The sequence below is a fragment of the Streptococcus parasanguinis genome (assembly GCF_016648925.1).
In the GTDB taxonomy this organism is placed as follows: Bacteria; Bacillota; Bacilli; order Lactobacillales; family Streptococcaceae; genus Streptococcus.
The window spans coordinates 18,058-35,333 of sequence record NZ_JACLQX010000012.1 but is presented as its reverse complement, the minus strand read 5'-3'; the positions used below and the strand labels follow the sequence as shown (position 1 = coordinate 35,333).

The following is a 17,276-nucleotide window of genomic DNA, read 5'->3' as shown; positions in this document are numbered from 1 at the left end:
TTTTGAATTTCTTTACCATTTTCGTCTACGTAAGTGATGATTACGTCACCTTCTTTAGGTTTCGTTGGATCTTCTTTCACTTCTTTGTAAACGTAAGTGATGATTGAACGTGGTTTATCAACTTTACCTTTAATTGGATCAGATGATTCCAAGTGTCCATCGCCATCAACTTTACCTACTGGGTAGTCACCTTTCGGTACGATCTTGTATGTCTTACCATCTGGAGTCTTGATAGTATTAGGTTTTTCACCTTCCTCAGTTGTGTTATATGGTGTGTCATATGGTGAGTTTGGTGTGTCTTGACGAGGTTTTTGAATTTCTTTACCATTTTCGTCTACGTAAGTGATGATTACGTCACCTTCTTTAGGTTTCGTTGGATCTTCTTTAACCTCTTTATAAACATAAGTAATCTTAGAAACTGGTTTTTCTACTTTACCTTTGATTGGATCAGAAGTTTCAAGATGTCCTTCACTATCAACTTTACCTACTGGATAATCACCAGCCGGTACACGTTCGTATTTCTTACCTTCAAACTCAATGTACTTAGGTTGTTCATCGTTCTCAGTAGTGTCATAAGGCGTGTTGTAGTCTGACTTAGGAGTATCTTGACGTTGGACTTTAATTTCCTTACCATCATTCTCGCGGATGTAAGTAATAATAACTTCACCTTGAGGTTTTTCACTTTCAGAATTTGATGAAGAGTTAGATGCTGATTGTGATACAGATGTAGAAAGTGATGTTGAAGCTGATGTGCTCAATGATGCTGATTGGCTCGCTGATACAGAAGCTGATGCTGAAGCCGATGTACTCAATGACGCTGATTGGCTCGCAGATACTGATGCTGATTCAGACGCTGATGTGCTCAATGACGCTGATTGGCTCGCTGAAGTTGATGCTGATGCTGAAGCCGATGTGCTCAATGATGCTGATTGACTTGCTGATACAGAAGCTGATGCTGAAGCCGATGTGCTCAATGATGCTGATTGGCTTGCTGATACAGAAGCTGATGCTGAAGCCGATGCGCTCAATGACGCTGATACTGATTCAGATGCAGATGCTGATTCAGATGCTGATACTGATGCAGATGTGCTCAATGACGCTGATTGGCTTGCTGAAGTAGATTCTGATGCAGAAGCTGATGTGCTCAATGACGCTGATTGGCTTGCTGAAGTTGATGCTGATGCTGAAGCCGATGTGCTCAATGATGCTGATTGACTTGCTGATACAGAAGCTGACTCAGACGCTGATGTGCTCAATGATGCTGATTGACTTGCTGATACGCTTGCTGATGCTGAAGCCGATGTGCTCAATGATGCTGATTGGCTTGCTGAAGTTGATGCTGATGCTGAAGCCGATGTACTCAATGACGCTGATTGGCTTGCTGATACGCTTGCTGACTCTTGTGCTGACGTACTCAACGATGCTGATTGACTCGCTGACACACTTGCTGATTCAACAGTTGATTGGCTCAATGATGCTGATGCTGATTCAGACGCTGATTTAGAAGCTTGTTCTGATACAGACTGTGAGTTAGATACAACTTCTGATAATGATTGTGAAGCTGATTCTGATGCTGAATTTGAACCTGAATCTGATTGAGATTCGTCTTTCAACTTATAGATATAAGTAACATTCTTCTCACCTGAAGCCACTTTACCAGTCGTATCATCATCACCTGTCCAGTGACCTTGGCTGTCAACTTGACCTACTGGGTAATTACCAGCTTCTACAAGTTCGTAAGTTTTACCTTCAAATTTAATTTCTTTAGGACGATTATCTACTACTGTATCATAATCCTTCTCAAGTGGTTGATCTTGCTCATCAATAACAGATCCCATGATCGTATTTCCGTTAATATCTTTATAATGAACAAAGACACTTCCAACTTCTTCATAAACGTAAGTAATGGTTGATTTTGGTTTGTCAACTTTACCAGTAATAGGGTCTGAAGACTTCAAATGACCGTTTTCATCAACATCTCCTACTGGGTAATCACCTTTAGGTACAATCTTATATGTCTTACCATCAGTGGTCTTGATGATATTTGGTTTTTCACCTTTTTCAGTTGTATCATATGGTGTATCATATGGTGATTTAGGTGTATCTTGACGAGATTTTTGGATTTCGTTACCTTTCGTATCTACATAAGTGATAACAACTTCACCTTCTTTTGGTGTTTCTTTCACTTTATAGATATAGGTAACATTTTTATCTTCTTTAGCAACTGAACCTTTAACATCATCTGAAGTTGTAAGGTGACCATCTGAGTCGACTTGACCAACAGTATATGTACCTGCTGGTACCAACTCATAAGTTTTACCGTTGTACTCAATTGTAGCTGGACGGTTATCTACTACTGTGTCATATGCTTTGTTGATAGGTTGTTTATCTTCATCTGTTACTGAAGCTTTAATAGTTGTTCCTTCAGTATCTTTATAGTGAACGTAAACACTTCCTTTTTCGTCTGACTTAACAAAGTAATAGTTCACATCAGTCGATGGTTTAATCGCAGTTGGAATTGAGTAGTTGTTTGAGAATGATGAATAACCCTTCAATTCAGAGTATACTTTACCATTTGGTGCTGTTGGGTCATTCGCAACAGATCCTTCTGCTTGGATTTCTGGAACTTTACCAGCGATGACGTTGTAACTGTTATTACCAGCTCCGGCAGGTGTCAATGATGTGCTTGGAGCACCTTTGAATGGACGTGGATAAGTGTGTAGAGTTCCGTCCATTTGTTTATAAGTATCTGTCTCAGTAGCAGACTGCCAACCAGTGATAATAAGATCTTTACTTCCAGCAGTTTCGTTGACTTCAATATAGTAGTCGCCATTTTTGCTGTTTACTTTTGTAACTTTAGTCTCATCAGCTTTCCACACTTCAGCAGCTTTGTTAACTTTACTTGTATAGATGAGTGTGTACTTCGATACATCTTCAGTACCAATATCTGATGTAGCAAAATTGTTAACCTGAGATGGATCAAGGGCGTAAAATTTCGTTACAGTTGAGCCATCAGTATCAACGATTTCAGAGATACGTTTTACGTAGTAGTGGTTTGCTCCACCTTGAAGTTCGACCAGTTTTTGACCGACAACACCCTTACCAAGGATACCAGATGTTTTTTGAGTTGCGTCTGTTGTTGCTGGAACTTGTTTGTACCCCTCAATATTACGGTTTCCTGAAGCTGTGAATTGTTGCCCTGCAAGACCGGTTTGAGTATAGCTTGCAAGAACTGTTTCATTTCCAGTTGGTTTGTATGTTTGACCTTCTGTGTACTTGCTACTGTCAACGACTTTATAGTAAGTTGTTTGATCAGCTTTCGCATAAGGAACAGAAGTTTGAACGTTTTGTTTGTCTTCACCTTGGTTACCTGGGTAGTTAGTATCACGGATTTGAAGTGTTTCATACTCAAGGTTCGCATTTACCAATGAGAAGGTTACGTTACCTGGATTAGTTCCGTTAGCAGGTGCGTATGTCAAAGTGTTGGTTACATCAGAGTTGTTGTTGGTGATGTAGCTTGGAAGAGAGATATTGCTTTCTCCAGCATGAATAGTACGAGTGTAAGCTTCTGTACCATCAGACTTCTTCACAATACGCAAGTAAACATCTGGGTTAGCTGAAAGGCTACCAGTGATGGCAGAACGGTCTACTGAAAGAGTAGCATAGTAATCAAAGTTGGTTTTAGCACCAGTAGTATGGTTTGTTTTAAGGAATTGCCATACACCGAAAGTGAAACGATCTGTGTTTGGATCCAAAGCATAACCAGCTTCATTGAAGGCTGCATCTTCAATCGTTGCACCATTTGCATTTGTAATAACTGGTGTAGTATCTACACTACCAGTAGTGCTTGTTGAGATTGGTGCCAACTGAGCTGAAATTGCTGGAGCACCGTTCACTGTTGTGTTTCCAGTAAATCCTGCTGCAGTCAAGGTTGCCATCATGTCATCTACTGACTTGCTCAAACGTTCGCGTTGGTCTGCGTATGATTGAGCTGAAGCATTAGCGTTGATTAAGCTGTTGCTTGCTGTCAATTCTGTTTGAACTTTAGCGATGGCCGCATCAAGTGCTGCTTTCTTTTCTGGAGCTGAAACAGTTGCTGAGTAGTCTCCTGCAATCTTGTTCAACAACGCTGCTTCTGAAGTGTTTTGTTCCAAAACAACTTTATCTTCAGCTTTCGCTACTGTTGTAGTGCTTTCTACACTTGCTTCAGAGCCAGCTGCTACAGTTGATTCGCTTGAAGCTGCTGAAAGTTCTGCTGAACCTTGTTCGCTCAATGAAGCTGAGTGAGATACAGATACGCTTGTAGAGGTTGAAGCACTTGCAGATGCAGAAGCGCTAGCTGATTCTGTTGTTGATTGAGATTGAGATTCAGTAGTTGACTCAGTTGTTGATGCTGTTGTTGATTCAGATTGAGATTCAGTTGTTGAAGTTGTACCAAGTACAGTACTTCCTTGCACTACAAGAGCTTCACTTGAAAGCTCAGATGCAGTCGCAACGTCTGATCCTGTTTCATCTGCTTTTGCAGTATTCGCTACTGTAGCTGCACCAAAAACAGCCCCAGCTGCTACGATCCCTTTGAGCAAGCCACGGCTTGTCATTTCTTTCACTGATACTGCGTCTTCACGCACTTCAGCTACAACAGTCTCTTCGACTTGACCACGAATGACTTTCAAAAGACCAAAGTTAGAAGTCGCAGCACGCAACCAGTTTTTACCTGATTTGATCAATTTGAAACGAGTCACACGATCCGTTTCACGGAATTCACCGTTCGAACGTTTAAAAAACATTTCTGTCTCCTTATTACATTTTTTATTTCCCTTACATTATAGACTAATGTGTCGATTTTTGGAAGCAATTATCCTTAATTATTGCTATTTTTTTATAATTTTTGTTTTAGATAGTAATAAAATCGTTTTCAGTAGGATCAATTTGTCAAACCGGGGCAATTTTTTGAAAAAATCCTATAATACTTTTACTTTAGAGGTAAAACAAAAAGCCCCATTTAATAGGGACTTTTCTGATAATTATCTGATTTTTTCCAACATGTTTTCAATGTGTTGGATGGATTTTTCGCGTCCAAGTAAGTAGATGGTATCTGGCAATTCAGGACCATGCATTTCACCTGAAACGGCAATACGGATTGGCATAAAGAGATTCTTCCCTTTGATCCCAGTTTCTTTTTGAACCGCTTTGATTTGTGGGAAGATATTTTCTGCCACAAACTCATCGTCTGACATGGCTTCCAATTTCGCTTTGAAGGCTTCAAGTACAGTCGGAACCGTTTCACCAGCCATGACTTCTTTTTCTTCATCTGTCAACTCTGGGAAGTCTGAGAAGAAGAGGTCTGTCAATGGAACGATTTCGTCCACCGACTTCATTTGTGGCTTGTAGAGTTCTACAAACTTCTCAGCCTTGTCTGTCAAACGACCTGCTTCTTCGAGGAATGGCTTGGCCATTTCAAAGATAGTCGCAAGATCCGCATTCTTGATATACTCATTGCTCATCCAGTCCATTTTCTTCTGGTCGAAAGCAGCTGGAGACTTGCTGAGACGATGTTCATCAAAGAGCTTGATGAGTTCTTCGCGAGAGAAGATTTCGTCTTCCCCACCAGGGTTCCAACCAAGAAGAGCGATGAAGTTAAAGACTGCTTCTGGAAGGTAGCCCTTCTTACGGTAATCTTCGATAAATTGAAGGGTATTCGTATCACGTTTAGACAATTTCTTACCAGTTTCAGAATTGATGATAAGTGTCATGTGACCGAATTCTGGTGCTTCCCAACCAAGGGCTTCATAGACCATGAGCTGTTTTGGGGTGTTGGCAATGTGGTCGTCTCCACGGATAACGTGAGAGATTTGCATGTCGTGGTCATCGATCACAACGGCAAAGTTGTAAGTTGGGTAGCCATCTTTCTTCTGGATGACCCAATCCCCACCGATATTACCACCTTCAAACTCGATATCGCCTTTGACCATATCATGCCACTTGTAGATACCAGACTCATTCACTGCCAAACGAACCGTCGGGATGATGCCCGCTGCTTCACGTTCTGCAACGTAAGCTGCTTTTTCTTCTTCGCCCATGCCAAGGTATTCGTTGATGTAGCGAGGTGTTTCACCTGCTGCTTCTTGGCGTTCACGTTCAGCTGCCAACTCTTCTTCAGTGACGTAAGATTTGTAAGCTTTTCCTTCCGCCAAGAGTTGGTCAATATACTTTTGATAGAGTTCCAAACGCTCAGACTGGCGGTAGTTCTCATGAGTTTCTGGACTTTCATCCCAGTCCATGCCCAACCAACGCAGGTTTTCAAGCTGTGAACGTTCTCCATCTTCAACGTGACGTTTGCGGTCCGTATCTTCGATACGGATGATAAAAGTTCCACCATGGTGGCGCGCATACAAGTAGTTAAACAATGCTGTACGAGCATTTCCAATGTGTAGTAGCCCTGTTGGACTTGGTGCATAACGCACACGAATATCCTTTGCCATATTTCTCTCCTCTTATCTTGTTCGCTATTTCTAGCTCATTTTTCAATCGTTCCTATTATACCATAAAGAAAGCAGGACTGAAATGAATAAGTGGCCTTTCTAGCTTTTCTTGCTATATATATGAAAAAAGCCAGAACAAATGCTCTGACTGATATCCAATCTATTGGTATCTTATTTTAAACGTTCTTCTAATTCAAAGTCGATTGGTAAGGTTTGTAAAAAGTGCTCTAACTCACGTTCCCAGTAGAACCATTCGTGCTTGCCCGGGCTGTGGGTATAGGTGACATCCAAACCTAACTTTTCTAGTTCCTTGACTTCAAAATTATTGGCCTCATAGAGGAAATCCTGCTCCCCACACCAGATCCAGAGTTTGGTCTTCTTATCTGAAAACTTCTTGGCAGCCGTCTCTAGCGAATAGGGACTGGTCGTCCAATCCTCAATCTCTCCAAAGATCCCCTTCCAAAAAGCTGGTTGTTCCAAGTCATTGTTTTCAAAATCTCGATCGTGGAAACTTAGGGCTCCGGAAAAACTAGCCGCATGGGAGAAACGATTTGTCTTGAGAGCCAAGAGCATCGATCCATAGCCTCCCATGGATAGACCAGCAATAAAGGTCTTCTCCCGTTTCTTGGTCATATTAGGGAAGAAGCGAGAAAGAGTCTCTGGCAATTCCTCCGCAATAGCTGTGTAATAGTTGTAGCCATACTGGGTATCTGTGTAAAAGCCATTATTGGTATTAGGTAGGACCACGATCAGATTAGTATTTCGCAAAATGCGCTCCACATTAGTCCGCTTCAACCAGGAGTGGTGGTTGCCATTCATCCCGTGTAAGAGATAGAGAACTGGAATATCGGTATCCGCTGGATCTTCCACGCGCGACGCATCTGGATAAAGAACAGACACGCCCCACTCCATCTTCAAGGCTTCTGAATAATACTCAATCTGCATAACTGCCATTTGATTTCCTCTTTCTACTGTTAAAAACACTCGGCAAGCCTCGGGCCGCCAAGCGTTTCGTTTTCTACTATTATTTCACTTCCATCACGACTGGTAGGATGGCTGGACGGCGTTTGGTTTGTTCAAACAAGAACTTAGACAAGTTGTCACGTACCAAACCTTTTAACTCACCCCAGTCAAAGCTATCTTGATTCAAATAATCTTCAACACTTTGGTTGACCAATTCGCAACTTTCACGAAGAATATCCCGACTCTTCTTGACATAGACAAAACCACGGGTGTGCACGCGCGCTTTGGAAATAATTTTCTTCTCTTTGCGATTCACCGTGAGCGCCACGATAAAGATCCCGTCTTCTGACAAGACCTTACGGTCACGAAGGACAATATTGCCCACATCACCAATGGCATTCCCATCGATCATGACATCTCCAGCTGAGACGCTACCGGCAGGGACGAAGTCCCCCTTTTCGTACTCCATCACAGTGCCGCGTTTTGGAATAAAGATATTCTCAGGCAAGATACCGACTTCCATCGCTACCCGCGCATGGGCATCCAATTCGCGGTATTCCCCTTGGATCGGGAAGAGATATTTAGGACGAAGAAGGTTGATCATCAACTGCAAGTCCCGTGCGTTTCCGTGACCAGACACGCGCAAGCTTGACGTGATCAATTTGACAATGCCACCTGCTTGGTAGATCATGTTTTCCACACGAGCCACCACAGCTTCTTTAGCAATAGATGGCGTTGTGACGACGTAGACCAAGTCCCCATCTTTGATTTCCACATAACGGTGACGGCCAATCGACATCTTGCGCAAACCGTTGATCGGCTCACCCATCCGGCCTGTTTCCAAAATGATCAATTCATGATCCTCAAAACGGCTCATTTCTTTTGGCTTGATCAAGAGTTTTTCATTGGCAAGAGACAATTTGTTCAAGCGAATAGCTGTCCGGACGATGTTTTCCACATCAAACCCTGTCAAGACCACTCGACGGCCAGTCTCAGCCGCAGCATCAAAGACCTGCTGGATCCGAGAAAGGTTGCTGGCTACCGCCGCTACGATGACACGACCATCCCAGTCTGCGATCGTATCTAAGATAGCATCGCCTACTTCTTGCTCACTGGCAACTTGAACCTTACTATCCGCATTAGCCGAATCACTCAAGAGGGCAAGGACACCTTCGCGTCCAATCTCAGCTAGACGAGCAAAGTCTGTCGCGTAGGACTCGCTGGCAGTTTGGTCAAATTTAAAGTCTCCCGTGTAGACGATATTGCCCTCAGGAGTGCCAATCACAATCCCGATACTTTCAGGGATGGAGTGGGTTGTTTGAAAGAAAGAGACGACGGCATCACCAAAATCAATCTCAGAATTCTGATCGATGACATGGAAGTCGTTGAATTTCTTCACACTGTCATTGCTTTTGACAAAGAGTTTAGCCAACTCAATGGTCAACTCGGTTCCGAATACAGGGACTTTCGCTTCCGCCAAAAGATATGGCAAGGCCCCAATGGCATCCGCATGACCATGGGTCAAGAAAACACCTGCAATGCGGTCCTTGTTTTCAAATAGATAATCCATGTTGGGGATAACGACATCCACCCCAAGTTGCTCATTTTCTGGATACTTCAAACCTGCATCCAAGACAAAAATCGAATCGTTCACTTCGGCAACGTAGAGATTTTTCCCATTTTCTCGAACACCGCCAAGAGTGACTAATTTAATACTACTCACTGTTGTCTCCTTTAGTGTAATTTTTTTAATACTTACGGTCCTTGGTTCCCCAAGTCGAATTACAGCTTTGCAAATACTTGCATATCCACTCTATTATACAATTTTTTTCTATTTTTTTCAAAAAGCTTTCCCACAGCAAAAAAGCCTCCCCATCTAAAGTAGATGAGAAGGCTTCTAGGCGCCTATTTTTAGGGGGAAAAGACCCTAAAGATGGTAATCTCCCCGTTTATTTTCAATGATCCGCATAGCTGCCTTGATCACATGAAACTTGCCTAACAATTCCTCTAGGCGCTTACTATTTCGCTCGCTCAATTGGCCGTTCTTTACTGCTTGGGACAGGCGATAAAAGTCATCCAAGTCCTCCCCAATGTTTTCAAACAGTTCTTTGGCTTCCTTGAGTCGGTAGCGATTGACTAGGTGGTTCACATCTTTTTTGAAGGAAGCGACATTGTTTTCGTGAATGTCCGTATAGGCTTCCTCTTCTTCCTTAGATTCTTGGTAATTAACCGCCTTAAAGCAAGTGATGAACTCCCGACTTTTGATATTGCAGACAAAGATGACACCATCACTGGCTACATAGGCTTCTGTATTAGCTGGTTGAACCACATTACTATCATAAGGAGAGAGGGAGGGGAGGTGTTGGTTGATCCACCTGTTCAGGTGCTGATCATCTACGCCAAAGCGCTCAAAAGCTCTTTGACGAAAATGGTCACGGCAACTATATTCTTGCGCATACGACAATCCCATACTCTCACCTCCTCCTGGGTATTTTATAAAAAATGGCCTCCAGTCTTACGGGACTAGAGGCCTGGTCTGCTTCGCTGACTTGGTGCAATTAACCTATTGGCTAACAAAACAATGTTTATGATGTTGATTTCATTTAATAGTATTTGTGTAAAATACCAGAGGTTTTCTTTGCTATCCCAAATCTAAATTTATGAGCTTTCGACTGGACGCATTGAAGTTTGAAAACCTTTATAAAAAGCTTCTACCTACTATTTCCACGTTTTCTTATGTCTCCGGACAAACTAAGCAGGCTTGCCCGACCGTCCAACCGATCCGACACACACGACATAACTGCTCTTTTACGATAAGAGCATGAACAACTATCAGCAAAACAGGCCTAAAACGAAGTAACCTAAATTTTAACTCGATAAGGCATTGGTATCAATCCCTTCTTCATCTTTCTAACTATATTATACTCACCTACCTGAGTAATTGCAAGCGATTTCAGCTGAAACTAGTTCCTATTTTTATGTGGTTTTCTTCTGACTTCTTTCTAAGCTCTTTTGTTGTATAAGGCATTCATTGAAGGGACGACGTATATTTATAAACAGTAACTTGTGTTTTAGAAAGAGAAAAAGCTAGAGAACAAGCTCTCTAGCTTAGCATGTAGACAAGGCACAGTAGCTGATTGAACTCTTCTCTCGCTTGATCAGTTCGGAAGAATCCTAATCAGACTTGTGGGGGAAGCGCCATAAACGATATCGCTTTTGTCCTACTCCCTATTTCCACTTTTCATTTTACGGGCTTTGTATCTTATTAAATGAACACGGGCTGCGGATTGTGTCAAAAAGATGAATCCTCCTAGAATCTGAAGATTCTGCGTCGTATTCCCTATTTTAACTGTATCCGCTACGCCCTTTGTATCTTATTCTTTCTCAAACAATTGATAGTAATCTGCGATGGTCATTTGGGCTTTTTCTTCTTGATTGAGGTCTTGGACGATGTGTCCGTCTTTCATCACAATCAAGCGATTTCCATATTTCAAAGCATCTTCCATATGGTGGGTGATCATAAGAGCAGTGAGGGCATCTTGTTTCACAAACTCATCCGTCAAGGTCATGAGGGCCTGACTGGTTTTTGGATCCAAGGCAGCAGTGTGTTCGTCTAGAAGCAAGAGTTCTGGACGTTTCAGTGTCGCCATCAACAGACTCAAGGCTTGTCGTTGCCCCCCTGATAGAAACTCAACGGCTGTATCGATATGATTTTCCAAGCCATTGCCGATCTTAGCAAGGACTGTTTGAAACTCTTCTTTATAGCTGGCCAAGTGACGCGGAATCAAGCTACGTTTTTCTCCACGAAACTTCGCTACCAAGAGGTTCTCTGCTACTGTCATCCGGGGTGCAGTTCCCATTTTAGGATCTTGAAAAACCCGCGATAGGTATTTGGCTCTCTTTTCTGGAGAGTATGTGGTCACATCTTCCCCAAGAATATAGATCTTTCCACTGCTAACTGGAAGCGTCCCTGCAATGCTATTAAAGAGGGTTGATTTTCCAGCTCCATTGCCCCCCAAAATCGTGATAAAATCATGTTCTCGAATTTCCAAGGAAACATCATCCAAAATGACTTTTTCTTCGTTCATCCCATTGCTCACGGCTTTGGTTACATTTTTTAATTCTACAATTGCTGTCATTTACTGAGTTTCGCTCCTTTCATGATTTTTCCCTTAAAGGTTGGAATCATCAGGCAGATAGCCAAGATCAAGGCACTGAAGATTCGAATATAGCTGGTATTGATGCCAAGCGCAATCACGGCCCAAATCAAAAATTGGTAAGCGATCGATCCGATCGCAATACTGAGCAAGCGCTCTGTCAAGGTGACATTTGAAAAGAGAACCTCTCCAATAATGAGGCTGGCAAGCCCAATAACGATGACACCAATCCCACGTGAAGCATCCGCATAGCCTTCTTGCTGGGCCATCAGTGCACCAGAAAGAGCAATAATCCCATTTGAAATGACCAAGCCCATCAACTCCATCCGGTCGGTGTTGATCCCAAAACTTCTAGCCATATCTGGATTGTCTCCTGTTGCGATATAAGCCTGACCCAAACGCGTATCCAAGAAGAAAATTAAACCAAACACCACAAGAGTTACAAAAATCAAGCCAATGAGGATCTCATTGAACCCACTGGCAAAAGGAAGAAATTCCTGAATTTTTTTATAACCCAAAAGCCCCAGATTGGCCCGCTGCATCACAAAGAGAATAACCGAGTTACAAGATGTCATTACAAGGATCCCTGACAAGAGTGTCGGTATTCTCCCTTTTGTGTAGAGAAGACCCGTCGCAAGTCCCGCCAAACACCCTGCACCAATAGCAGCCAGGGTCGCTATAAGCGGATTGACCCCTTTGGTGATCAAGGTCACCGCCACCGCTCCTCCAAGCGGGAAGGAACCTTCTGTCGTCATATCTGGAAAATCTAAAATTCGGAAGGTCATAAAGATTCCCAATCCTAAAATAGCCCAAATCAAACCTTGTGAAACAATTGAATTAATCATAGTCTCTCCCTTCGATAATAATAGTTTTATTGTAACATAAATATGGAAGAGAACCTATAGGAAATTGTCATCAATTCCCTTTTCATGCTTTATAAAAAAACCAAAAGGTAGTGCCTTCTGGTTTTTAATCGTGATATTTTTTTAAAGGATTGAAAGAACATCTTAGTCTCCTTTTTTCTTTCGAGCAAAACCCAAGCCTCCTGCAATTACAGCAAGCAAGCCAAGGCTGGTAAGAGCTGTTGCTGATTCCCTTTAGTAATAAGGTTTGTGCAAATATTTCTCCTCCAGTTGCTTTTATCACTAATTTGTACCTTTTTTTAAATGCGAGGAAATTTTGTGTCAAACGTTTTCCGTTTGTTCATTTTTCTGAATCAAAAACCTTTATTTAGTGCGGTTTTCTAATAATTTCATGAAAGTTTACATGCTGGCTTTCATTCTTAAATTGACACTATCTAGTGAAATGTCGTATACTTATTGGCATCGATAGAACAATTTACTTTAAACTGTTCAACGAACTATACAAACAGTATGTGGGAGAAAAAAATGAATCAACAAAAAAATAGTGTCTCTGAAAAAGGGCACGGCTATTTCCGCAAACGCAACAAGGCATTGGTCTCTATGATTACCCTTTTTGGAGCCTTGATGGTAAGCTCTGTTGCCATGGCTGACGAGGTCAACAGCAATCCGACTTCTGAGATTTCAGCAACCGCTCAACCAGTAGCAACCAACACCAGTACTCCTACCACTACTAGTGAGGAAGGTACTACGACGGAAGCAACGTCTTCGCCATCGGAATCAACACCAACTGTAACTGCCACTCAACCGGTCAGTGCAGCTCCAGCAACTACTTATAATACTCCAAAAATCACCAACGATGTCACCTTTGATAAAGCGACTTATAAAAGTGGCGAAGACGTCCGCATTTCCATCAACAACTCTGAAGTGGTTTCATCTGATGTCACTGTCTCTCATTTAGATCAGGTCATTTATGAAAAGAAAAACGTTGAAGGTAGCGAACTGACAATTCCAAGTACTGTCTTTTCACCTAATGCTGGATTTATCGTAGATGTCCTTGGTAAGAAAGCAGATGGTTCCCAAGCCTTTCATAAGGCAGCGGGTCTTGCTGTTGAAGATGACTGGACGATCTACCCACGTTATGGGGTGGTTGCCGGCTCAAAAGACAATCACAACTCCATCACCAATGATCAGGTAGAAGGCTACAAGAATAGTATTGACCAATTGGCCAATATGCACATCAACAACTACTTCTTCTACGATGTCTACAATACACCTGCCAACCCATTCCCAGCAAATGTTGAACGTTTCACTCAAGATTGGGCGACTTTCTTGATTCCAAATAGCGAAACAGATCCTGACAAGCGCAAGTCCTACTTACCTGTCATCGATACAGAAGCAGTCAAAGAGCTAGTGGCTCATGTCCATTCAACTGGTGCCAAAGCCATGCTCTATAACATGATTTACGCGGTTTCCCTGAAAGAAGGGGTCCCAAATGAAGTAAAAAGTGCCATTGTTCGCAATCTACAAGACCATTTCAACTTTGGTAAAAAGGGTGATGTCACAGCGACCGATATCCAACAATTTCTCGATCCGGGTGATCCAAATTGGCAAAAATTTATCATTGAAGTCATGACTAAAGCCATGAAAGAAGGAAATTTTGATGGATGGCAAGGGGATACCATGGGATCTAACTGGGTGGAAAAAGTCAGTGAACCTGGAAAAGGCTTCTCTTTGAGCGAACACTATCCAGAACTAGCCACAGCTGCGACAGAGGCCCTAAAAAAAGAAGGCTATGATTTCATGATCAACGATATCTCCACTGGAGATGCTGATCGACTAGGTAAGACCAATGTCTCTGCACCTTATGCGGAAGTTTGGGGAGATAGCATTGCCTATGACTCTACCTACCAAGCCTTGACTCGTCTCACCGAACGGATGCGTGATTTATACAAGGGGAAATCTCCTATCATCGCAGCCTATACCCATCGTGGTAAAAATGCATCAGCCCTCAGCAAAGACAACGAATTGCTGACAGATGCCATCATCGCAGCGAGCGGTGGTTACCATATGACGACTGCAGCCCTCAATACTTCTCAGGATGCTAAAGGTTTTGGGGTGATCCAAGCAGAATGGTATCTCAATCAAAACCTACCAGTCAATGCTGACTTTGCCAATGCAGAATTCAACTACCAAGAATTCATCGTTGCTTATCAAGAACTTCTCCGCGGGCGCGAAACCTTGGCGCATGATACTCGTCGGATTGTAGACAATACAAATGTACTGGTGAACGGCAACTTCATCGGATCCAACCTAGATAATGCTGACGGGGTTCAACCTGGAACCGTTTATACCATTACAAAAGAAACCAAGACAGGTGATCGGATTGCTCACTTGATCAATTTGGTCGGCATCACTGAAAACAAATGGAACAGCGCTGTGAATACAACCGAAAAATTGACCAATATTCAAGCTTTTGTTCCACTCGGAAAAATCACAAAAGACCAGGCTGAACACGCCAGCATTTACTGGGCAACACCTGATGCTGTTGAAGGAAAATACAACATCAACCTCCGGGAAACAAGCGCAAATGTTTATTATGACGGAGGAGCTGGCCAATGGATGGCTGCTATCGATGTTCCGAGTCTAGATGTATGGGATATGCTCTACGTCAAACTCAATGAAGCCGCTCATGTTCTTTATCAAGACGAAAACGGAGTTGAGCTAGAGCGTTCCAGTGATTTAGTTGGTCATACAGGTGAAAAGATCAACTACTCGACAAAAGAAACCATTGCCAACTATTTGAAGAAAGGCTATGAACTAGTAGAAAATGGCTTCGATGCAGACGGACAACCAAACTTTGACCGCGACGCTAACAACACAAATGAAGATGGCGTTCAAGAGTTTATTGTCCGCTTGGCACCAAAAATTGTAGAATTTTCTGCAGCACAACCCATCCAAGCCGGTCAAGTTGTTCCAGGAGACAGCGAGGGGCGTGTCTATCCAACTCCTCTAGCTCCAGCTGGTCAAACAACGGCTGATCTGAATCATTTGTCTGAAACAGTGACTCGTACAGCGACCTATGTGACTGAGGACCAGGATGGATCTAACCGCCAGTCTGCAGGAATAGCTGACCAAACTGACAGCCTTCATTTCACTCGCAAAGGTACCATCAATTTGGTGACAGGTGAGACAAGTCTTGAAGACTGGATAGCGCAAGACGGCACAAGCTTTGTAGCTCTTGAAAATCCCGTCAAAAAAGGCTATGTTGTCGTAGCAGAAGAATCGACTGATGCCGTCTCTTCTGATCTGACAAAAGCAGGAGAACATACAGGCATTCATGCTGATGCAGCAGACATCACAGATACGGTCATCTATCGCCCAGTCGGTGCCTATAGGATCAGCTATGCTACTGGTAAAGAGCCAGCCCATGCTCAAAAAGAGATCCCTTATCTAAACGATCCCACAAATCCAACTGCTATCGCATCTCCTACTGCTATCCTTCCTTACGTGGAGGGATTAGAGCCAAAAGATGCTCGTGGACAAGTCTTAAACCTTGTGGATCCTCTTGACGAGACCAAAGGCTATCTTCTTCCAAGCCCTGATTCTCCAACAGCTGATACTGCTATTACCTATGCCATCAGCAAAGGATCTGTCAGAGTACGATTCCTCACTGAGGGAGGCGACACTGATCTGCAAGAGGCGCAAGACCTTGCTACAGAGGTAGATTTCGGCACCAAGTACACCAGTGAGGCCCCAACAGAAATCACAAAAGATGGTCGTATCTACCACCTAGTTGGACACCGTGCTGATTCTGCTGATCCAAGTGGCACAGTCACTAAGGGAATGAAAACTGTCATCTATGATTACAAGTTAGCTACGGGAACAGTCATCGCGCGATTTGTCATCCAAGATACTAGCACTGAATTGCAACCAGAGCTTGCTGTTGCAACAAATGTGGACAATGGAACCCCTTACGTCGCTAGCGCACCAGATGAGATTTCCTACGACGGCCACATCTACGAACGGATCGGTGTAGCTGAACAAACTGGAAACGTAGAAGTGGGAACAACCATCTTGATCTTTGCCTATAAGGTCAAAGAAATCCCTACTCCACAACCATCCCCAGAAACAGAAAATGAAGAAACAGTTAGCCCTCTTCCTTCCGTGACAAAAGCAAACACGACTGATGCTCATGAAGAAAAGGGATCAACACTTCTCTCTAACAAAGAAGAGGAGAAACCTCTTGAAACAACAAGCCAAAAAGAGGAACTCCCTGAAGTTGTTCCTAACACCCCTCAAGAAGGAACTCATCTACCTGCAACAGGTGAAGAAACCTCTCAGCTAGCCCTACTTGGACTTGGCCTCTTAGCAGGTTTGTCCAGTCTTATCCCTTACAAAAAGAAACAAGAGTAGATCCCAAACACAAAGAAACTTCCTATGGAATTCTGTTCCAAGGAAGTTTTTTTATATTTATACAACTCATTCAGAGTCTAGATCCCTTTTATGAGGGTGACTGACGACAATAAGGGTGTGAAGTACTACCACTCCAAACCCTACTGTATTCCAATTCAAAGTGGATTCATTCCCCTTGTTGCCGGCAGTTTGAAAGATCAAATTGCTTTACTAGTATACTGTTTTCTCTACTTCAAGTCAATGGAATTTTACTGAAACTAGTAACCGAATGAAATGAATATATAGAATTTTACTGAAACTTTTTCATCACATTTATGCATGTTTTTCTAAGTTTCCAATACCAAACAAAGAGGCCTTGCTCTTTCGAGCAAAGCCTCTTCCTGTTGGATCTAAAATTG

8 protein-coding genes and 1 pseudogene are annotated in these 17,276 nt (G+C 42.7%); 1 reads left to right on the top strand and 8 read right to left on the bottom strand.

Annotated features, from left to right (window positions below; genetic code table 11):
• The 8 genes and pseudogenes from H7T97_RS10315 to H7T97_RS10425 all read right to left on the bottom strand — a co-directional run.
• Nucleotides 1-4,787, bottom strand: a 4,787-nt coding sequence (locus tag H7T97_RS10315) for an accessory Sec-dependent serine-rich glycoprotein adhesin (protein ID WP_311638429.1), incomplete at its 3' end; no start/stop codon positions are given.
• Between the two features lie 237 nt (nt 4,788-5,024).
• Entirely contained in the window at nt 5,025-6,482 is a 1,458-nt protein-coding gene (gene gltX, locus H7T97_RS05785; RefSeq protein ID WP_201089711.1) for a glutamate--tRNA ligase, read from the bottom strand.
• A 171-nt stretch (nt 6,483-6,653) separates the two neighbouring features.
• Nucleotides 6,654-7,436 carry an alpha/beta hydrolase gene (locus H7T97_RS05780; protein WP_070586761.1) on the bottom strand — a complete coding sequence of 261 codons (783 nt, stop codon included), beginning with the start codon at nt 7,434-7,436 and terminating at the stop codon, nt 6,654-6,656.
• Between the two features lie 70 nt (nt 7,437-7,506).
• Complete coding sequence (locus H7T97_RS05775) at nt 7,507-9,168, bottom strand: ribonuclease J (RefSeq protein ID WP_070590222.1); 1,662 nt, start codon at nt 9,166-9,168, stop codon at nt 7,507-7,509.
• Between the two features lie 204 nt (nt 9,169-9,372).
• On the bottom strand, nt 9,373-9,915 hold the full coding sequence (locus H7T97_RS05770; protein ID WP_201089709.1) for a hypothetical protein: 543 nt from the start codon (nt 9,913-9,915) through the stop codon (nt 9,373-9,375).
• Between the two features lie 904 nt (nt 9,916-10,819).
• Nucleotides 10,820-11,584, bottom strand: a complete 765-nt coding sequence (locus H7T97_RS05765; RefSeq protein ID WP_201089707.1) for an ABC transporter ATP-binding protein — start codon at nt 11,582-11,584, stop codon at nt 10,820-10,822.
• Nucleotides 11,581-12,447 carry an ABC transporter permease gene (locus H7T97_RS05760; protein ID WP_201089705.1) on the bottom strand — a complete coding sequence of 289 codons (867 nt, stop codon included), beginning with the start codon at nt 12,445-12,447 and terminating at the stop codon, nt 11,581-11,583. Before H7T97_RS05760 ends, H7T97_RS05765 begins: the two co-directional genes overlap by 4 nt.
• A gap of 162 nt (nt 12,448-12,609) precedes the next feature.
• Nucleotides 12,610-12,684: pseudogene (locus H7T97_RS10425) on the bottom strand (hypothetical protein); the annotation flags it as partial.
• A gap of 306 nt (nt 12,685-12,990) precedes the next feature.
• On the opposite strand from H7T97_RS10425, the gene H7T97_RS05750 reads away from it, so the two are divergent.
• Nucleotides 12,991-16,878: a glycoside hydrolase family 66 protein gene (locus tag H7T97_RS05750; RefSeq protein ID WP_201089703.1), complete on the top strand. Its 3,888-nt coding sequence runs from the start codon at nt 12,991-12,993 to the stop codon at nt 16,876-16,878.
• Nucleotides 16,879-17,276: the final 398 nt, after the last annotated feature.

Coding starts and splice junctions, on each gene's coding strand:
- gltX (WP_201089711.1), bottom strand. CDS start 6,482: ATGGCAAAGGATATTCGTGTGCGTTATGCACCAAGTCCAACAGGGCTA.
- H7T97_RS05780 (WP_070586761.1), bottom strand. CDS start 7,436: ATGGCAGTTATGCAGATTGAGTATTATTCAGAAGCCTTGAAGATGGAG.
- H7T97_RS05770 (WP_201089709.1), bottom strand. CDS start 9,915: ATGGGATTGTCGTATGCGCAAGAATATAGTTGCCGTGACCATTTTCGT.
- H7T97_RS05765 (WP_201089707.1), bottom strand. CDS start 11,584: ATGACAGCAATTGTAGAATTAAAAAATGTAACCAAAGCCGTGAGCAAT.
- H7T97_RS05760 (WP_201089705.1), bottom strand. CDS start 12,447: ATGATTAATTCAATTGTTTCACAAGGTTTGATTTGGGCTATTTTAGGA.
- H7T97_RS05750 (WP_201089703.1), top strand. CDS start 12,991: ATGAATCAACAAAAAAATAGTGTCTCTGAAAAAGGGCACGGCTATTTC.